Origin of the sequence: Deinococcus apachensis DSM 19763 (genome assembly GCF_000381345.1) — a bacterium.
In the GTDB taxonomy this organism is placed as follows: domain Bacteria; phylum Deinococcota; class Deinococci; order Deinococcales; family Deinococcaceae; genus Deinococcus; species Deinococcus apachensis.
This window is the reverse complement of record NZ_KB906400.1, coordinates 176,697-193,830: the sequence shown is the minus strand read 5'-3', so window position 1 is coordinate 193,830 and position 17,134 is coordinate 176,697. Positions and strand designations below refer to the sequence as shown.

Genomic DNA, 17,134 nt, shown 5'->3' with positions numbered 1-17,134 from the left:
GGCGGTGGCCCTGCCTCCAATCCGTCAGGCTGACCCACCCTTGCCCGAGTCGTAGAGCCCAAACGCCTGGAGGGCGCTCATGGCGATGGTGTCCCCCGCGTCCTCGGGCACGAAGTGGCCGCCGTGCGGGATGTCGAGGGGCGGCGGGCATCCCCGGATGACCGAGCGGAGGGAGCTCATCGCGGGCGGCCCCAGCACCGGGTCCTGCACGCCGACGGCCATGAAGCTCTGCCCGGCCCACGCCGAGCGCCACCACTCGCGCGCCCGGCGGGACAGCTCGGCCCCCGGGGCGTCCGGGCGATCAGGAACGAGGTTGGGAAAGGCGCGGCTCCCCGCCTTGTACCGCGTGTCCGGGAAGGGGGCGCCGTACGCCGCGGCCTCCCCGTCCGAGATCTGCGGGCACGACCGTTTGAACAGGGCGGGCACGTCGAGGTCGGGATGGGCGTTCGCATAGGCGCGCCACGCGAGGAAGCCCGGTCCCAGCGGAATGTCCCCGGTTGCCAGCGCCGTGTTCATGACGAGGAGGCGCGAGACTCGCCCCGACAGGTCGAGCGGCAGCGTGAGGCCCAGCAGCCCGCCCCAGTCCTGCACGACGAGGGTGATGTCCCGCAGGTTCAGGCGTTCGACGAGCCGCAGCAGCGAAGCGCGGTGAAAGTCGAAGGAGTACGCTCCCTCGTCGGCGGGCTTGTCGGACTTGCCGAAGCCGTAGAGGTCGGGGGCGACCGCGCGGAAACCTGCCTCCACGAACACCGGAATCATCTTGCGGTACAGGTAGCTCCACGACGGCTCACCGTGCAGGCACAGGAAGACGGGCGCGTCCCGGGAGCCCTCGTCGAGGAAGTGCAGTCGCAGGCCCTCGGAGCCGGGCAGGTCATCCAGGTAGTGCGGGGCGAAGGGGTAACCGGGGAGGTCGCGGAAGGCTTCGTCGGGGGTGCGGAGGATGGTCATGGGGTCCTTTCTGGCACGGTGGATGGAGGATTGGGCCGCTGGCGGGATTAGACTCCGCCTTCTTCACGTCCAGTCTCAAGCCGGGGCGCCCTCCACCTCGACCCCAGGATCGACGTAGCGCTGGTCAACGTAGCACCACGCCCAGCGCTCGCCCGGCTCAAAGGAGCGCATGACCGGGTGTCCCTCCGCATGGAAGTGTGCGGTCGCGTGGCGGTTCTTGCTGGAGTCGCAGCAGCCCACGTAGCCACAGGTCAGGCAGACGCGCAACTCGACCCAGGGGTCGCTCAGGCGGCGGCAGTCCTCGCAGCCCTCCGAGAGGGCGACGACCGGATCGCCCGTCATGACGTGGGCGCAGCGGCCGAACCGGGTCTCCTCCTCGGTGGGGAAGGCGGCGCCCGCCTCCTCCGGCCCGCCCAGCCGGTTCGCCGCCCGCGCCTCCAGGACGACGAGTCCGGCGAGCAGGGCCAGGGTTCCAGCGACCCAGGGAACCGGGGGCACGCCCAGCCCCAGCCAGACGAGGAGCGCGGCGATCACCCCACCACGCACCCACAGCAGGCGGTGCCCCCCCCGCCGAGAGCCGCAGCGCCGTCATGGCGAGCAGCGCGAGGGCCGAGCCGCCCGCAAGCAGGAGGCGGGCCTCGGGCGGCAGCGTCGCCTCCTCCGCCTCCAGGATCGCGTGTTCGGCGCCCACGCCCACGAGCACCAGGCCCAGCGCGAGCGGCAGGTGACTGTAGATGTACTCCTGGGTCCGCCACGACCAGCCGCCGCGGGCACCCCCCGTCTCCGTGAAGTCGAAGTACAGCCACCACAGCGAGGCGGCCAGGCCGAAGCACAGCGCGCCCACAAGCACCGCCCGCACGCCCCACTCCTCCCCGGCGATGCCGCCCGTGACGGCCAGCACCGCCTCGCCCAGCACCAGGATCACGAAGAGGCCGAAGCGTTCGGGGATGTGCTCGCTGTCGAAGGGCAGCGCGCGAAGCTGCCCGTTGCGGACCCACAGGGACGTCGCCTCGACCACAAATCCCACGGCCCACAGCCAGGGCCGCAGCGAATCCGGAACGAACAGGGAGGACAGCCAGAAAGTCGCTCCGGCCCCGGAGGCCAGCAGGAAGCGGTCGGCAAAGGCGCGGGCCACCGGCACCTGCACCCGCGCCCGCAGGTACAGCAGCAGCAGGAAGGCGCGCACCGCCAGGAAGGACCACACGAAGGGAACCGCCCCGCCGTCCAGGGCGTGCGGCGCGCTCACCGCCAGCGCCGCCATGCCGAACATGCCTGAGAACATGGTCAGGCGGTAGAACAGGTCGTCGGACTCGAAGAAGTCCGCGTAGAAGGTGTAACCCAGCCACGACCACCACACCAGCGTGAACAGCGCCGCGAACTGCGCCAGGGCCGCCGGGGTGAGGTCGCCGCCCAGCAGATGGGCGACCTGCGAGACGGCGACCACGAAGACCAGGTCGAAGAACAGTTCCAGCCAGCTCGCGTGCCGCCCCGTCTCGGGCTGCTGGAGGGGCCGCAGCCGGGCCGGTGGGCCGAACAGGCCCCGCCACACGCGCCCGAACACGTCGCTCCCCTCACCTTATCGGCAGGCGGACCTGAAAGCGGGTCTCGCCGGGCCGCGAGGTCACGCGGATCTCCCCCCGGTGCCCCCGGACGATCCGCCCCGAGATGTCCAGGCCCAGCCCGCTCCCCGCCCCGACCCCCTTGGTGGTGAAGAAGGGCTCGAAGATGTGCGGCTGGACGTCCGGCGGGATGCCGGGGCCGTCGTCCACGATCTCGACGAGGAGGTGGTCGCCCTCGCGCCCGGCCCGCACGAGCAGGTGGCCCCGCCCCTTCATCGCGTCGATGGCGTTGTCGATCAGGTTGGTCCAGACCTGGTTGAGTTCGCCCGCGTTCGCCTCGACTGTGGGCACGTCCGGGGCATAGTCGCGCTCGACCCGCACGCCCCCGCGCAGCTTGTGCCCCAGGATGGTGAGGGTGCTGTCCAGCCCCCGGCGCACGTCCACCGGCCCGCGCGGCGCCCGGTCGAGGTGGGTGTGCTCCTTGATCGCGCCGACCAGCTCCGAGATGCGCCCCGTGCTGTCCTCCACCTCGCGGGTGAGGGCCTCGACGGCCAGGGTGGCGGTCAGGTGCCGCACGGCGTCGCCCAGGGCGGCCTCGGGGATGAGCTTCGCCAGCCCCTCCAGCTCGCCGGGCTCGACGCCCGCCTCGACCAGCCCGGGGGCGAGGTCCCAGGCACCGGGCACCCCGCGGTCCTCCAGCCAGCCCGCCAGCTCGTCCTCGCGGTCGCCCCGGTCGAGGGGGGAGAGGGCGGGGCGCGGGCGGTCCCCGGCGGCGCGGCGCTCGAAGGCCCCGAGGGCCGCCCGGGCCTCCCGCTCCAGGCAGTGCCCCTCCAGCCGCTCCCCGGCCCCGGACAGTTCCGCCAGGGCGCCTCTCAAACTGGCCGCGGCCCGCTTTCCCGCCGCAGCCGGGTTGTTGAGTTCATGCGCCAGCCCGGCCGAGAGGCGGCCCAGGGCGAGGAGCTGCTCCCGCTGGGATTCCCCCTGGGTGGCGTCGCGGATGCGGTCGGCCATCACGGCGACCAGGCGCGGGCCAAGCGTGGGCATCCGGGCCAGCATCTCGGGAAAGGCACTCTCGGGAAGGCGCAGCAGCCAGGTCGGCGCGAGCGTGCGTGAGGTCGAGGGAAAGTTGGTCAGGCGTGAGTACGGCAGTTTGCCGCTCACCTCGTCGGGCTCACCCGCCCGGGCGATGTAGCGGCGCCCGACCAGCCCCTCCTCCTCGCGCCGGGCCTCCACACCGCCCTCCAGAAAGATCAGCATGTGGTCGGCGGGGGCGCCCTGCCGGTTCACCACCTCGCCCTCCGCGTAGCGCGCCTCGCGGCCCTGAGCGGCCAGCCACGCCAGATCCTCCTCGGGCAGATCTTGGAAGACCCGCACCCGGCGCAGGGCGGCGACGAGGTCGGTCCCGCTCATACGTTTGCCAGGTACTGGTGGACGAAGGAGATCGCCACCGAGCCCTCGCCCACCCCCGAGGCCACGCGCTTGACCGAGCCCTTGCGAACATCGCCCACCACGAACACGCCGGGCACGCTCGTCTCCAGCAATCCCGGGTCGCGGTCAAGCGGCCAGCCGGGGGGTCGCTGCCCATCCCGCATCAGGTCCGGCCCCGAGAGGACGAACCCGCGCCCGTCGCGCTCAACGCTGCCCGCGAGCCAGTCGGTGCCCGGCTCGGCCCCGATGAAGATGAAGAGGGAGGTGGCGGGCAGGCTCTGCGTCTCCCCGCTCTGGGAGCAGAACACGTCGATGGCGGTCAGACGCTCCCCGCCGTGGACGTCAACCACGCTCGAATTCAGCTCCACCCGGATATTGGGCGTCTCCTCGATCTGCTCGATGAGGTACTGCGACATCGTGGCGGTGAGACTCGGGCCGCGCACCAGCATCACCACCTCCTGGGCGAAGCGCGAGAAGTTCATCGCCGCCTGCCCCGCCGAATTCGCCCCGCCGATGATGTACACCGTCTCGTCCCGGCAGGCCAGGGCCTCCGTGGTCCCCGCCCCGTAGTACACGCCCGCGCCCTGAAGGCGGTCCATCCCCGGCATGTCCAGCTTGCGCCACTGCACCCCGGTGGCGATGACCACGGCGTGGCTGCTCACCTCCGAACCGTCCGCGAGTTCCAGCACCCGGTAGGGGCCGTCGGCGCGCAGGCCGGTGACGGTCTGGGCGACGATCTCCACCCCGAATCTCCTGGCCTGGGTGACCGCCTCCTGCGCCAGGCGGCTGCCCGAGATGCCGGTCGAGAAGCCCAGGTAGTTCTCGATCCGCGAACTCAGCCCCGCCTGCCCACCCGGCGCCTCGCGCTCGACGAGCAGGGTCCTCAGCCCCTCCGAGGCCCCGTACACCGCCGCCGCCAGCCCCGCCGGTCCGCCCCCCACGATGACCAGGTCGTAGAAGTCCCCCTCGGCCCGGGTCCGCAGGCCGACGTGCCCGCTCAATTCGGCGGGGGTGGGCGACTCCAGCCGCGTGCCGTCCGGCAGCACCACGAGCGGCAGGACGGGGGATTCGTCCAGCGTCCCCGCCAGTCGGCGCACCTCGGGGTCGCGCTCCTGGGCCTCGATGTCCAGCCAGCGGTAGGGCACGTGGTTGCGCGCCAGGAATTCCCGCAGCTCATAGGCGCGCGGGGACCAGCGGCTCCCCAGCACCCGCACCCCCTCGAAGGCGGGGCGGTAGGCCGCCTGCCACTCGGCGAGCAGATCGTCGAGCGCCGGGTACAGCCCCTCCTCGGGCGGGTCCCAGGGCTTGAGGAGGTAGCGGTCCACCCCCGCCTGGTTGATCGCCCGGATCGCGGCGTCGGTGTCGGCATAGGCGGTGAGCAGCACCCGCTTGGTCTCGGGAAAGAGCTTCCCTGACTCCCGCAGGAACTCCACCCCGTCCATCTCGGGCATCCGGTGGTCGGACACGATCAGGGCGACCGGGGCGCCGCGTTCCTCCAGTTCGCGCAGGGCCGCCAGGGCCTCGGCCCCCGAGGAGGCGCGCAGGATGCGGTAGCCCTCGCGGTAGCGGGCGCGCAGGTCCCGCTCCACCGCCCGCAACACCTGCGGGTCGTCGTCGACGGTGAGCAGCACGGGCCGGGCCATAGGGTTCCTCCTGGGGATGGGGGAGGGGTGGAGGCGGGGCAAGCTTCCGGTCAAGCTGCCAGGCGGTCTGGCCCGATTCTAGCCAGCCTCATCCGTGGTGCCATGAGCTTGGGTTGCCTTTTGAGCGGGAAGGGGAACGGCGCAGCCCGGATCCGTCCTCCCGGCCAGGCGGCCACCAGGAAGTCACTCATAGAAGAGAGAAGCTGTGTGGGCCGCCAAAAAAGTCCCTCCCCCTTGAGGGGGAGGCTGGGTGGGGGTGAACGGGCCGGGCGTCCGGGGCCAGTGGGAAGGCCCAGGCCCCCTTGTGGGGGGGGCAAGTGGCGCGGGTCACAGGCCTCCCTCCCCGGCCCTCTCCCGCAGGGGGAGAAAAAACTCAGGTCAGCGCCCGGGTGTCAGCCTGTCCAGCCCCACGCCCGTGACATAGGGCACCAGCCCCGAGGTCCGCGCCCGCTCGTACGTCGTCCGCACGAGGGCCGGGTCCGTGGCGTAATCCAGGGTCAGGACCGGCTTGCCCGCCGCCCTCCACAACCGGTAGAGCGCGAGTTGCCCCGCCTGACGTTCCGCGTCCGTGGGGTGATCCGTGGCGTAGACGAAGGTCTCCTCCTGCCCGGTCGCGTCCACGCAGGCGGCGTAGCGCGGGTCACGGATAAGGTCGGCGGCGTTTTGCGGAATGATCAGGAACTCGGGGTCGCGGGCGTGGGCGTGGGCGGCGGCGCGGCAGACCCACTCCACCATCTCGGCAGGGGCGCCGGGCCGGGCCGGGTGAAGCTCGTAGGCGTCGATCAGGTCGAGGTACGCGCCGTGGAAGCCCTGGTCGATCACCCGGTCGAGTTCACGCAGGGCGAGGGCCTGCCACGCGGGGTCCCAGTACGCCACGTCGTAGTTGCCGGGCCAGTCGGGATCGGCGCGCAGGAGCCACGCGGGTTGACCGATCCGCCACCCCGGCTGCCAGTACGCGCGGAAATTCTCGGCGGCCCCCAGGCTGAGGTAGGCGATCAGCAGGCGCCCGTGTGCGGCCTCCCGCACCTCCGCCGGGGTCCAGTCGCCCCCGTCCCCCCAGCGGCTGGGGTCGACGACGACGAGATCGAACGAGGAGTCCCGCACGCCACGCAGCCCCGCGTCCCCGTACCCGGTGAGCTGGACACCCCAGGTGCGGACGGCGGCGAGCTGGGCGTGACGGGTGGGGGCGGGGTCCGTACGGCTGGAATTGCCGTCGGCGGCGGCACATCCACACAGCAGGGCAGTGAGCAGGAGGGCGGGGCGGAACATCAGGGGTGGCCTCCGGGAAGGGAGAGGGCGCGGTCGGTCACGAAGGTAGGCACGTCCCACCGGGCAGCGTGAACGCGGGCGAGGTCCGCGAGCGCGGAAGTATCGGCGTAGTCGAGGGCGAGCACTTCCAGGCCAGACGTGCGGCAGGCGGCGAGCCAGTGGGTGGTGTAGTCGAGGCCCATTCGATCATGGAGCGCGTACCGGGGCGTGTGGGTGGTCCCGAACGCCTCGATGAGCACGCCGTCCACCAGGGCAGCCAGGCCGGGCAGCAGGGAAAAGCCCCGGTTGGCGAGCAGCCATGCGCCCGGCCACGCCTCCCGCACGTCGCGCACCCGGCCCAGCGTGGCGTCCCCCTCGGCACTGCACAGCGTGTCGAGGAGCAGGCCGTCCGTGTGGGCGAGGGCTTCGGCGGCACGTTCAAGCAGCACTTCGCGCCAGCCGGGATGCGCCGCGTCCACAGCCACGCTCCCCCAGTGCGCGTTCACCGCCCGGTGGTAGGGCTGGCTCCCCGGCACGCAGGCCCGGTCGCCGAGCGGGTGGTCCTCGCCCACGCTGAGGTAACCCAGGACGCGGGTGCCTCCCTCCCGCAGGGCGCGCAGGTCGGCGGGGCGGTAGAGGCCCGGCTGCACGACCACCATGCCGAACCTCCCCAGCGTTCGCAGCGCCTCCGCCCCACCCGGGCCGTAGTAGACGGCGTGAGAGCCCCTCAGGCCGACTTGCTCCGATTCCAGAACTTCCAGCCAGGACACCGCAAGTCCTTCCATCTCCGCAAGCCGGTCTTCACTTGCTGCTCCCTTCGGTCGGGCTCGTCTTCGACTCACCGCAAGCCCGGATCAGCGCGGGGTGACGGTGACGGTGGTGCCGCCCGTGCCGACGGGGAAGAGGGCGATGGAGCGCCCGCCGTAGGTCTCGACACTCGCGCCCGAGGGACCCGCCGTGCCCGTCATGAAGATGCGGGGGGTGCCCGAGGGGCCGCTGACCCGCACGGTATTCGTCGAGCGGTCCCACACGGCCGTAAGGCTGTCCTTGGCGCCCTCGTAGCGGGTGCGGGCTTCCACGTAGGCGCCCAGGTCGTTCCAGCGCAGCGTGTTCAGGGGCAGGGTGCTCGCGGCGGCGTACTTCGTCAGCACGGCCCGCACCCAGTCGGTCGCCAGGCTGCGGCCCGGGGCGTACTGGTTCAGGTTCGTCTGGTGCATGTAGTGGGGCCACGCGGCGCCCGAGAGCACGTGCTGGAAGCCCAGGTCGCTCTCCCGGTCCAGGAACTGGCCATAGGTGAGGTTGCTCGGCCAGTAGGGGGCGGTGCCGCCGGGGCCGTACACCGCGTTGTAGCTCGTGACGGCCTCGTCGGGGGTGGTCGCGTAGTAGTAGACGTTGACCGGCCAGCGCGGCACGAGCAGGATGCTGGAGTTCATGGGGTGGAAGATGCCGCAGCTCGGGCAGTTCGCGTTCCACTGGCTCGCCACGCTGCGGTTGGAGGCGAGGTAGCGCACGCCGCTGGCCTGCGCCGCCTGGAGCATCGCCGGGTTGCTCGCCCCCAGGCCGTAGTCCTGCTTGGGCTGGCCGTCGGCGGGCTCCTTGTAGCCCAGCCCGCTCATCTCGCCCGTCACCAGGCTCTTCTCGCTGAGCTTCAGGCCCATGAAGAGGCCGATCAGGGTGTTCTGGAAGATCTGGTCGAAGCTGTCCTGCCGGTTCATGACGTCCATCAGCGGGTGGTCGCGGGTGTGGTTGACCCAGTCGAAATCGGCACGCAGGCACTTGCTGACCGCGCTGAGGGGGTCCTTGACATTGCTCCCGGGCGTGCAGGTGCGCGGCGCGAGCACGTCGGCGCCCAGGCCGTTGTACATGATCGCGTAGCGGAAGTTCGCAGCGACCGGGAAGTCGCGCCGCACCGTCTCCTGCTGGGTCTTGGTCGCCAGGGCGTCGGAGACCCCCAGGCGGTAGCTGTCGGTGGCGAGGGTGCGCGTGACGGCGTCGTAGCGGTCGTCGGCGGCGAACCAGTCGTCGATGTCCACCCCCAGGAAGCGCCGGTACTCGCCCAGGAAGACGCCGCGCGTGAGCCACCCGATCAGCCCCGGCCCGAGAAGCTGGGTGTGGTTCATGTACTCGTTCTCGGCCACGGTCAGCAGCAGCCGCTCGCGCCCGTCGGCGGCGGTGCTCGTGACCGCCAAGACGTTTCCGGCCCCATCTTGCAGCAGGGGCTGGGTGCTCACGCCGGGCACGCTCTCCAGGCGGCTGGGGTAGGTGTAGGCCAGCCGCACGGGCACCGCCTGGTTCGTCAGGTCGCTGAACACCCCGCGCCCGCTGGCGGTAAGGCTGGCGTCGGTGTTCGCCGTCTCGGTGCCCGGCACCGCGCGCAGGCCGTAGTCCTCGGGGGTCACGCCGGGGTAACCGAAGAGGGCGAGCTGGCGCACCTTGAACGCCGCCTCGTATCCGAACAGGGTGGCCCATTCGGCATCATCCAGCGCGCTCGTGTACACGCCGGGCGAACTCTCGGCCGTCAGGGCATTGCTCGCCAGGATGACGCCCGAGTAGCGGCCCACCCCGTCGGGGCCGACCAGCCGGTCGGGGGTCAGTGCCTGGGTGGTCGCGTCGAGGGTGTCGAAGGGGATGCCATGCTGGCGCAGCAGTGCCCGGGCCGAGCCGAGGCCGAAGTCCCCCGCACCCGCGTGTAGCACCAGGATCTTCAGCGCGACCTTGTTCGTCTGCGCGTTCGCAGGCAGAGCCTGGGACCGCAGGGCCCCCGAATGGGGAACCGTGGCGGGACCGAGCCGGGCGGCGCTCAGGTCGGGGCGTCCGGCCCTTCCCAGGCCCTGCGGACCCACGACGCCGGGAGGGGCACCGGGGACGGCCCCGGCGGGGGTCACGGGGTGGTGGTGGCCCGCATGGAGCGGCTCGCCGTAGCGGGCGATCTCGCTGAGCTTGACGCCATTCTCGCCCACGACCTCGCCGCTCGGATCAGGGCTCGGCGTCGTGGGGCCGCCTCCACAGGCAGTCAGGGCGAGGAGAAGCGTCAGGGGCAGGAGGGGGGAGAGGGTTTTCATGGGGCTCCTTGCAGGGTCGGGGAGGCAGGCAGGGCCGCGAGCAGCTCGGCCAGGGCGTCTTCGAGGGTGTGGAGGGGCGTGAATCCGGAGGCTTGCAGGCGCGTGAGGTCGGCCCGCTGGTAGGGCACGTCGCCGCTGCGGGGGCTGCCGGGGACGTCCTCGTGCCACCCGCCCCTGAAGCCGCACAACCGGGCGAGGACGGTCACGAGGTCGCGCACGGGCCGGGCCTCGCCGCTGCCGACGTTCACCACGCCGCGCAGTTCGGCGCCGGGCTGGCCGGGCAGGACGTGGAGGACGGCGCGGGTCACGTCGCGGACGCTCACGAAGTCGCGTCTGGCACCCAGGGGGCCGAAGCGAAGGGGGGTTTGTCCATCTGCCGCCCGCAACTCCCGCGCGGCGCGGCCCGGCAGCGTGCCCGCGTTCATGCCGGCCCCGACCGGGTTGGTCAGGCGCAGGGCCACCGCGTCCACCCGGCCCGCGCGGGCGGCCTCGTCCAGCAGCAGCGTCCCGGCAAGCTTCGTCGCGCCGTAGGGCGAGACGGGGCGGGTGGGGTCGTCCTCGCGCGAGGCGTGCCCCTCGGGGACTGGACCGTACTCGGCGGCGGAGGCGAGGTGAATCACCCGGGCACCCGTGCGCGCCGCGCCGTCCAGCACCCGGGCGGGGAGGAGCACGTTCGCCCGCGTCAGCGTCGGAAGGTCTCCCTCCGTGCGCCCCGCCGCGTTCACGATCACAGCCGCGCCTTCGAGCAGGGCGTCCCATTCGGCCTCCGGCAGCGCCGTCAGGTCGGTGTGGGCGGGGGGCAGGCGCACGTCCAGCCCGGCCTCCCCCAGTGCGCGGTGAAGGTGCCCGCCGAGAAAGCCGTTTGCGCCGAGCAGCAAGGCGGTGGGGGGGGAAGCGGGCGTCATCCGGGCCTCAGTCCGCCGCGCTGCCCTGCACGAGGTCGGGCAGCAGCACGGGCGCCATGCTCAGCCACTGGGCGTTTGCGGTGTCGTAGTCCTCGGGGCGCCCGATGTCGAGCCAGTAGCCGCCGAAGAGGTCGCTGCCCGGGTGTTCCCCGGCGGCGAGCAGGTCGAGCATCAGGGTGTCGAAGCCGAGGACCTGCCCGGGCGCATAGCGCCGCAGCGTCTCGCGGGTCATCGCGTACACGCCCATGCTGACCTGGAACTGCACGGTAGGTTTTTCCCGGAAGGCCACGATGCTGCCCTCACCGCCTTCCCCGTCCACGTCGAGCACCCCGAACTCGCTGCGAATCTCGCGGCGGTAGGTGGCGACGGTCACGGGCCGCCCGCTGCGGGTGTGGCGGCGCAGGAAGGCCCCGTAGTCGAGGTCGGTCAGCACGTCCCCGTTCATGATCAGGAAGTGCCCCGGCAGGGTGTCGAGCACGTTCAGGACCGGTCCAATGGTCCCCAGCGGCGTCTCCTCGTCGGTGTAGTTCACGGTCAGGCCGTAGCGGCTGCCGTCGCCCACGAAGGCGCGGATCAGGTGCCCCATGTGCCCGATCGCCAGGGTGACGCCCGTGAAGCCCGAGCGCCGCAGCTGCATCAGCACGATCTCCAGGATCGAGTAGGTGTCCCCGATGGGCACCAGGGGCTTGGGAACGCAGGTGGTGTACGGGCGCAGGCGGGTCCCTTTACCTCCGGCGAGAATCACTGCGTGCATGGTTTCGCTCCTTTCGCTTTCCCGGCGGGCCGGGAGTGGACATTCAGGCGGATTCCAGCTCAGACGGTGTACTCGCCCACCCGGTAGCGGGCGAGGTGGGCGGGGTTCGTGAACCACTCGGCGGTGCGGCGCAGGCCCTCCTCCAGGGAGACCTGGGGCGCCCACCCGGTCAGCTCGCGCAGGGCCGAGGCGTCGGCGAGCAGGCGCATGACTTCACTCCCCTCCGGGCGCAGGCGGATGTCCTCCTGCACGACCTCCACCTCGCGGCCCATGACCTGCGCGATCAGCCGCACCGTGTCCCCCACGCTGATCTCGCGGCCCGACCCGGCGTTGAGCACCCGGCCCAGCACCTCGTCCCCGGCCTCGCCCACCGCGCGGAAGGCGCGGGCGGTGTCGGCCACGAAGTTGAAGTCGCGGGTGGGGCGCAGGTCGCCCAGGCGGATCTCGGTGCGGCCCGCCGCGATCTGGCTGATCACGGTGGGAATGACGGCGCGGGCGGACTGCCGGGGGCCGTAGGTGTTGAAGGGGCGCAGGGTCACGACGGGCAGCCCGAAGCTGAGGTGGTAGCTCTCGGCGAGCTTGTCCGCCCCGATCTTGGTGGCCGAGTACGGCGACTGCCCCTGGAGGGGGTGCGACTCGTGGATGGGCACGGTGCGGGCGGTGCCGTACACCTCGCTCGTGCTCGTGTGGACGACCCGCCCGGTGCCGAGGTCGCGCGCCGCCTCCAGCACGTTCAGGGTGCCGGTGACGTTCGTCTCCACGTACGAGCGCGGCGCCACGTACGAGTACGGAATGGCAATCAGCGCGGCGAGGTGGTACACCGTGTGCGCTCCCAGCATCAGCGCCCGCACGCTCCCCGCGTCGCGCACGTCACCGAGCTGCACGTCGACGTGCTCCAGAACCTCGGGCGCCAGCGTGTCGAGCCAGCCGTACGACCCCTGCGAGTTGTAGATCGCCATCGCGCGGACGCGGTAGCCCGCCCGGACGAGTTCCTCGGTCAGGTGCGACCCGATAAAGCCGTCCGCGCCGGTCACGGCGACGAGCGGGCGCCCGGAGGAGGAGTGGGAGGAGGTGGGGAGGGAGGCGGCAGTGTGCGTCATCGGTAACTCCGGGGGTCTTGCAGGGCGGACAGCGTCGGCACCAGCAGCGAGAGGGCGAGCAGGGGCAGCAGCAGCGTGGGGGACAGGGAGGTGCAGGTCAGGAGCAGCGCGGCGCCCGTCCAGAGGGCCAGGAGCAGGGGCGCGCGGCCGTGGTTGGCGAGCCAGGCGCTCAGCAGCAGCGCCGCGCCGGAGGCCGGGATCACGGTGGGGAGGTCCGGGGACAGGCCAGGCCCCCCCAGCGCCGGGTCGCCCAGGAGCCGCACCCCCAGCGCGAGGACCAGCGCGTACCCGGCGGCGACGAGCATCACGGTGAGCCGCCCCCGCCCCCGCAGCGCTCCCAGGTCGCGTGCCTCGCGGGCCGCGTGTTGCAGGCGTTCCTGGGCGTGCCACACACCCGCTTCCAGCCCACCGGCGCTCAGCACGAGGGGAAGCAGCGCCCCCGCGCCCAGCCGCGTGCCCAGCGCCACGAAGGCGGTGGCGAGCGCCCAGCCGTACGCCGCCAGCCGCAACCCCGGCGCGAAGGTGGTCCAGGAGATGGGAAGCGTGCCGGGCACCCGGGTCACGCTCCAGGCCGCGTAGGTCGGCATTGCCGCCAGCAGGCCGAGCGCCGCCAGGGCCGCCGGGAGGGACGGCTGGGTCAGGGCCACCCCCGCGGCGAGCAGCGGCGCGGCAAAGGCCACGGTGAAAACCCCCATCCTTCCAAAGGCGAGCAGCACCCCCGCCGCCCCGCTCGCTAGCGCGACCACTCCGCCGACGAGGGCGCCCAGGGCGAGCTGCCCCGGCCCCGCCAGTCCCGCCGCCGTGAGCGCGCCCCCCAGCACGCCCACGAGCGTTCCCCCCACCAGCGCGGCCCGCAGCGCCCGGCCCGGCACCCCCAGCGGCTCGGCGTAGCGCAGCGCGGCGAGGAGCATGACGTGGCCCCACCCGAAGGCCGCCGCGAACACGAAGGCCGCCGTCGCGCCCGGCCCGAGCGTCCCCGTCACCAGCAGGCCCGTGACGCCCGGCAGCAGGTACAGCGGGCCGCGCAGCAGGGTTCGCCACGGGAAGGCGGGCGCGGGCCGCCGCACCCGGCGGTTCAGGGCCTGCCCCGAGCCGCGCTGGGCGTACAGCAGCTCGGCCGCCTGAAAGAGCCCCTGCGCCCCGTAGCGGTCGCGCAGTTGCTCGTCGCTCAGGCCGTCCGCCTCCAGGTACGCCGCGATCTCCAGGGCGTCGACGGCCCCGGCGCGTTCGGGCGCCAGGCGCAGGTCCACCTCGCGCAACCGGCCGGGCAGCCCGGGCATGGGCGGGACGGAGCCGGTCATCCCTGGCCCCCGGCCAAAGCGGCGGGGTAAGCGCGGCGGTAGGCGTCCAGGCAGCCGTCCAGCGTGAAGAGGTCGAGCACCCGGTCCCGGGCGGCCTGTCCCAGCCGGGCGCGCAACTCCGCGTCCCCCAGCAGGCGGGTCAGGGCGCTCGCCACCCCCATCGCGTCGCGCGGGCGCACGATCAGCCCGGCCTCGCCGACCGCCTCGGGCACCCCGCCGACCCGGGTGGCGACCGGGGGGCGGCCCATCGCCATCGCCTCAATGACGGTGTAGGGAAAGCCCTCGCTTACGCTCGTAAGCGCCACGACCTGCCCCGCCCGGTACGCCTCGGTGATGTCGGGCACCCGGCCCTCGAAGGTGACGTGGCCCCCCAGGTCCAGGTCGGCGGTGAGCGCGCGGCAGTGCCGCTCGTAGCCCTCGTTCCCGGCGGGCGTGCCGCCGAAGAGCCGCAGCCGCGCCCCCGGGGTCTGCCGCCGCACCAGCGCGAAGGCCCGGATCAGCGTCTCCAGGTCCTTGAGGGGGTCCACCCGTCCGACCCAGCTCACGACCGGCCCCTCTGGCTCGGTCCCCGCCGGGGGGAACACGCCGGGGTCAATCCCGTTGTACACGCAGCGGATACGCGCGGGGTCCGCGCCCAGCCGCTCCTCCCAGCGGCGGTTGTAGTGCGAGCCGGGAAGCACCAGCGCCGCCTCCCGGTAGGCCAGGCTGCACAGCAGGCGGTAAAAGCGCAGCAGCAGCGCCTTGAACCCGGGACTCAGCGCCGTGTGCCGGAACTCCAGGTAGCGCTCGCGCAGGTACACCCCGTGTTCGGTGAGCAGGAAGGGCGTGCCCTGCTGCCAGCGCCCGTGCAGGGCGAGCAGCGCCGCGAAGCCGTTGCTGACCGCGTGGCCCACGTCCGCCCCGGCGGGCACGGTTGCCAGCGGGCGCAGGCTGTGTTCCAGCCAGACCTGCACGTCCAGCGCGTCGGACACCGAGGGGAGGGGCAGCCGGGCGCGGCCGGGCGCACGGTCCCCGGCCTGCCGCCGGGCGTGCCCCTGCCACACCTCCAACGTCAGCCGGGCGGCCCGCTCCCCCTCCAGCACCCCCGTCAGGCTGCCCGCCTGGCCCAGGTCGCTCAGGCCCCGCAGGGCCGCGCCGAAGCCGTCCAGGTCGAGCAGGCAAAGGGCGTCCAGCAGCGCCGCGTAGGTCTCCAGCACCGCCGCCGTCCGCGCCGAACCGGGCCGCGGGCCGCGCACCGGGGCGTCCCACAGCGGCACCTGCCGCACCATGACGTTGGCGGGCAGGTCGAGGGCGGGCCGCGCGAAGGTCGTGCCCGTGATCGCCTCCACCGCGAAGTGGTGTTCACCCAGGCCGCGCACGAGCTGATCGACCCACACGCTCACGCCGCCGTGGGCCTGCGGGTAGGTGCCCTCGGTGTACAGGGCCACCCGCAGATCCCCGGGCGGCGGGGTCAGGGAAAAGGAGTTGGAGGGGGAATGTGTCATGGAGTCACTCATGGAACTCACAAAGAAAAGGGCGGGAGAGCTTCCGCACTCCGCCCACTGGGGGCCACGATTGCGGGGAGGGCCCCCCGACCCTGAGGAAAAATCTACATTTCCAATCTCGAAATGTGAAGAAACCCACCCCGAAGTATGAGAGAGTCCCCCCATCGGACGTCCGGCGTCCCCCCGGGGTTGGGGAACGGCTGGGCTCAGTGCATGTGGCGAAAGGACCCTGTCATGCTGAGCCTTTTGCTGCATTGGGGGTAAATTCCGCGAAGCATCCCCGGGCGTCAGGTGTGGACCCTTCACTCGCGCTCAGGGTGACCCCTCTTCTTTTGTCGAACGCTCTACGTGAGGCCGGTCTCCCGCGGCAGTAATCCCAACTCGGCGGCCCGGCCACCGCCTCGGCGCGCGAGAGGCTGTCCAGGCTCGCCAGGATGTTGCCCATGTGCATCTCCACGGTGCGCGGGCTGAGCCGCAGCTCCCGGGCGATGGCCTTGTCGGTGCGCCCGCGCGCGACGAGGAGCAGCACTTCGAGCTGGCGCCGGGTGAGCCAGGCCACGGCGCCACTCCGGGATGGGCGGGTCCCGCGTTCCCCCACCGCCTCGCCCAGGCCCTCCAGCGTCCGGGCGGCGTTCCGGGCGAGCAGGACGGCATTGAGGCCCCGCGCGGCCCGGATGCTGGTCGAGCGCCGCCTCGCGCTGCCCCAGGGCCGCCAGAACCTGACCGGCGCGCAGCCGCGTGGACGCCTCCTCGAAGGGCGTGTCGGTGTCGTGCAGGAGCCCAGCGGCGACCCCGAACTGATTCGCGGCGGCCTCCGGCTGGCCCTCGAACCACGCGAGTTCCCCCAGGGAGTGTGCCAGCGCCGAGAACGCGACCGGCCCGCCGTTCCGGTCGGCGGCGCGGCTCAGGACGCCAGCGACGCCGCAGGTCCTCCCCCGCGCCCAGCCCGGAGAAAAAGCATAATGAACGCGCGATTTTCCTCCCCCTCCCTGTGCGGGAGAATCGCAGGGCTGCTTGCAGAGGGTCGGGGGGAGGGGTGGCAGGGGCCAGCTTGCCCTGCTGCCCAGATTCAAAGAAGAGTGCTTGGACGCACCAACTGGCCTCCGGCCGCCATGCCCGTACACCCCCACCCAGCCTCCTCCCTCCAGGGGGAGGAGCTTTTTTGGCGTCTCATCCCAATTTCCTCTTTGGTCTAGGTTCTCTGCCGATGACCCAGCCGTGCCCATCCTCTTCCAACCCATGATTCCTTGACAGGAATATTCCTGACGTAGCATAATAGGGCGACACAAGAAGCACGACCTGTGGAAAGGAGGCCTGACTGAACACGGCGACCTTCAGCGCTCTGGCCGAACCGCACCGGCTGCAAATCGTCGAGTTGCTGATCGAGCAGCCCCTCACGGTGGGTGAGATTGCCGCCCGTCTCCAGCTTCGCCAGCCCCAGGCGTCCAAGCATCTGCGCGTCCTCAGCGAGGCGGGTCTGATCGAGGTCGAGGCGGCCGCCAACCGGCGCATCTGCGCGCTGCGGGCCGAGCCTTTTCGAGAACTGGACGAGTGGCTGGGCAGCTACCGGCAGCTCTGGGAAGGCCGCTTCGACCGGCTCGACATGTATTTGCAGCAGCTTCAGAAGGGCAAGGACCCTGCGGCAACTCAGGCTGACCCGCCCGCCAACTCCGAAGACCCGCCGGATCACACCTGACCAGGA

Annotated in this window: 14 protein-coding genes and 1 pseudogene; 1 reads left to right on the top strand and 14 read right to left on the bottom strand. The window is 72.2% G+C overall.

The window, feature by feature from the left end; all coding sequences use genetic code 11:
* Nucleotides 1-24: 24 nt before the first annotated feature.
* The 14 genes and pseudogenes from F784_RS0107740 to F784_RS27535 form a co-directional block, all read right to left on the bottom strand.
* Nucleotides 25-948: a haloalkane dehalogenase gene (locus tag F784_RS0107740; RefSeq protein WP_019586152.1), complete on the bottom strand. Its 924-nt coding sequence runs from the start codon at nt 946-948 to the stop codon at nt 25-27.
* 75 nt (nt 949-1,023) lie between these two features.
* Nucleotides 1,024-1,290: a UBP-type zinc finger domain-containing protein gene (locus F784_RS25215; protein WP_083939171.1), complete on the bottom strand. Its 267-nt coding sequence runs from the start codon at nt 1,288-1,290 to the stop codon at nt 1,024-1,026.
* 229 nt (nt 1,291-1,519) lie between these two features.
* Nucleotides 1,520-2,497, bottom strand: a pseudogene (locus tag F784_RS27030) (low temperature requirement protein A); the annotation flags it as partial.
* Nucleotides 2,498-2,519: 22 nt separating this feature from the next.
* Nucleotides 2,520-3,917, bottom strand: a complete 1,398-nt coding sequence (locus tag F784_RS0107730; RefSeq protein ID WP_019586151.1) for a sensor histidine kinase — start codon at nt 3,915-3,917, stop codon at nt 2,520-2,522.
* Complete coding sequence (locus F784_RS0107725) at nt 3,914-5,578, bottom strand: NAD(P)/FAD-dependent oxidoreductase (RefSeq protein WP_019586150.1); 1,665 nt, start codon at nt 5,576-5,578, stop codon at nt 3,914-3,916. Before F784_RS0107725 ends, F784_RS0107730 begins: the two co-directional genes overlap by 4 nt.
* Nucleotides 5,579-5,956: 378 nt before the next feature.
* The gene (locus tag F784_RS0107720) at nt 5,957-6,847 is read right to left on the bottom strand and encodes an MJ1477/TM1410 family putative glycoside hydrolase (RefSeq protein ID WP_019586149.1); all 891 of its coding nucleotides are present in this window, start codon (nt 6,845-6,847) and stop codon (nt 5,957-5,959) included.
* The gene (locus tag F784_RS0107715) at nt 6,847-7,611 is read right to left on the bottom strand and encodes a hypothetical protein (protein ID WP_245557779.1); all 765 of its coding nucleotides are present in this window, start codon (nt 7,609-7,611) and stop codon (nt 6,847-6,849) included. The genes F784_RS0107720 and F784_RS0107715 overlap by 1 nt, the downstream gene beginning before the upstream one ends.
* Nucleotides 7,612-7,680: 69 nt before the next feature.
* Nucleotides 7,681-9,888, bottom strand: coding sequence for an Agd3-related carbohydrate-binding protein (locus F784_RS0107710; protein ID WP_019586147.1), 2,208 nt, complete (start codon nt 9,886-9,888; stop codon nt 7,681-7,683).
* Nucleotides 9,885-10,793, bottom strand: a complete 909-nt coding sequence (locus F784_RS22575; RefSeq protein ID WP_019586146.1) for an NAD-dependent epimerase/dehydratase family protein — start codon at nt 10,791-10,793, stop codon at nt 9,885-9,887. Before F784_RS22575 ends, F784_RS0107710 begins: the two co-directional genes overlap by 4 nt.
* Before the next feature lie 7 nt (nt 10,794-10,800).
* Nucleotides 10,801-11,547, bottom strand: coding sequence for a nucleotidyltransferase family protein (locus F784_RS0107700; protein ID WP_019586145.1), 747 nt, complete (start codon nt 11,545-11,547; stop codon nt 10,801-10,803).
* A 59-nt stretch (nt 11,548-11,606) separates the two neighbouring features.
* Nucleotides 11,607-12,647, bottom strand: a complete 1,041-nt coding sequence (locus tag F784_RS0107695; protein ID WP_019586144.1) for an NAD-dependent 4,6-dehydratase LegB — start codon at nt 12,645-12,647, stop codon at nt 11,607-11,609.
* Nucleotides 12,644-13,948: a hypothetical protein gene (locus F784_RS0107690; RefSeq protein WP_169405660.1), complete on the bottom strand. Its 1,305-nt coding sequence runs from the start codon at nt 13,946-13,948 to the stop codon at nt 12,644-12,646. Before F784_RS0107690 ends, F784_RS0107695 begins: the two co-directional genes overlap by 4 nt.
* Nucleotides 13,945-15,432: a GT4 family glycosyltransferase PelF gene (gene pelF, locus F784_RS0107685; protein WP_019586142.1), complete on the bottom strand. Its 1,488-nt coding sequence runs from the start codon at nt 15,430-15,432 to the stop codon at nt 13,945-13,947. Before pelF ends, F784_RS0107690 begins: the two co-directional genes overlap by 4 nt.
* A gap of 232 nt (nt 15,433-15,664) precedes the next feature.
* Complete coding sequence (locus tag F784_RS27535) at nt 15,665-15,991, bottom strand: response regulator transcription factor (protein ID WP_211211884.1); 327 nt, start codon at nt 15,989-15,991, stop codon at nt 15,665-15,667.
* A gap of 759 nt (nt 15,992-16,750) precedes the next feature.
* Between F784_RS27535 and F784_RS0107680 the strand changes: the two genes are divergently transcribed.
* Complete coding sequence (locus F784_RS0107680) at nt 16,751-17,128, top strand: ArsR/SmtB family transcription factor (protein WP_051086946.1); 378 nt, start codon at nt 16,751-16,753, stop codon at nt 17,126-17,128.
* Nucleotides 17,129-17,134: the final 6 nt, after the last annotated feature.

Bases quoted from the DNA above. Each gene is read 5' to 3' on its own strand.
- F784_RS0107740 (WP_019586152.1), bottom strand. From the start codon at position 948: ATGACCATCCTCCGCACCCCCGACGAAGCCTTCCGCGACCTCCCCGGT.
- F784_RS25215 (WP_083939171.1), bottom strand. From the start codon at position 1,290: ATGACGGGCGATCCGGTCGTCGCCCTCTCGGAGGGCTGCGAGGACTGC.
- F784_RS0107730 (WP_019586151.1), bottom strand. From the start codon at position 3,917: ATGAGCGGGACCGACCTCGTCGCCGCCCTGCGCCGGGTGCGGGTCTTC.
- F784_RS0107725 (WP_019586150.1), bottom strand. From the start codon at position 5,578: ATGGCCCGGCCCGTGCTGCTCACCGTCGACGACGACCCGCAGGTGTTG.
- F784_RS0107720 (WP_019586149.1), bottom strand. From the start codon at position 6,847: ATGTTCCGCCCCGCCCTCCTGCTCACTGCCCTGCTGTGTGGATGTGCC.
- F784_RS0107715 (WP_245557779.1), bottom strand. From the start codon at position 7,611: ATGGAAGGACTTGCGGTGTCCTGGCTGGAAGTTCTGGAATCGGAGCAA.
- F784_RS0107710 (WP_019586147.1), bottom strand. From the start codon at position 9,888: ATGAAAACCCTCTCCCCCCTCCTGCCCCTGACGCTTCTCCTCGCCCTG.
- F784_RS22575 (WP_019586146.1), bottom strand. From the start codon at position 10,793: ATGACGCCCGCTTCCCCCCCCACCGCCTTGCTGCTCGGCGCAAACGGC.
- F784_RS0107700 (WP_019586145.1), bottom strand. From the start codon at position 11,547: ATGCACGCAGTGATTCTCGCCGGAGGTAAAGGGACCCGCCTGCGCCCG.
- F784_RS0107695 (WP_019586144.1), bottom strand. From the start codon at position 12,647: ATGACGCACACTGCCGCCTCCCTCCCCACCTCCTCCCACTCCTCCTCC.
- F784_RS0107690 (WP_169405660.1), bottom strand. From the start codon at position 13,948: ATGACCGGCTCCGTCCCGCCCATGCCCGGGCTGCCCGGCCGGTTGCGC.
- pelF (WP_019586142.1), bottom strand. From the start codon at position 15,432: ATGACACATTCCCCCTCCAACTCCTTTTCCCTGACCCCGCCGCCCGGG.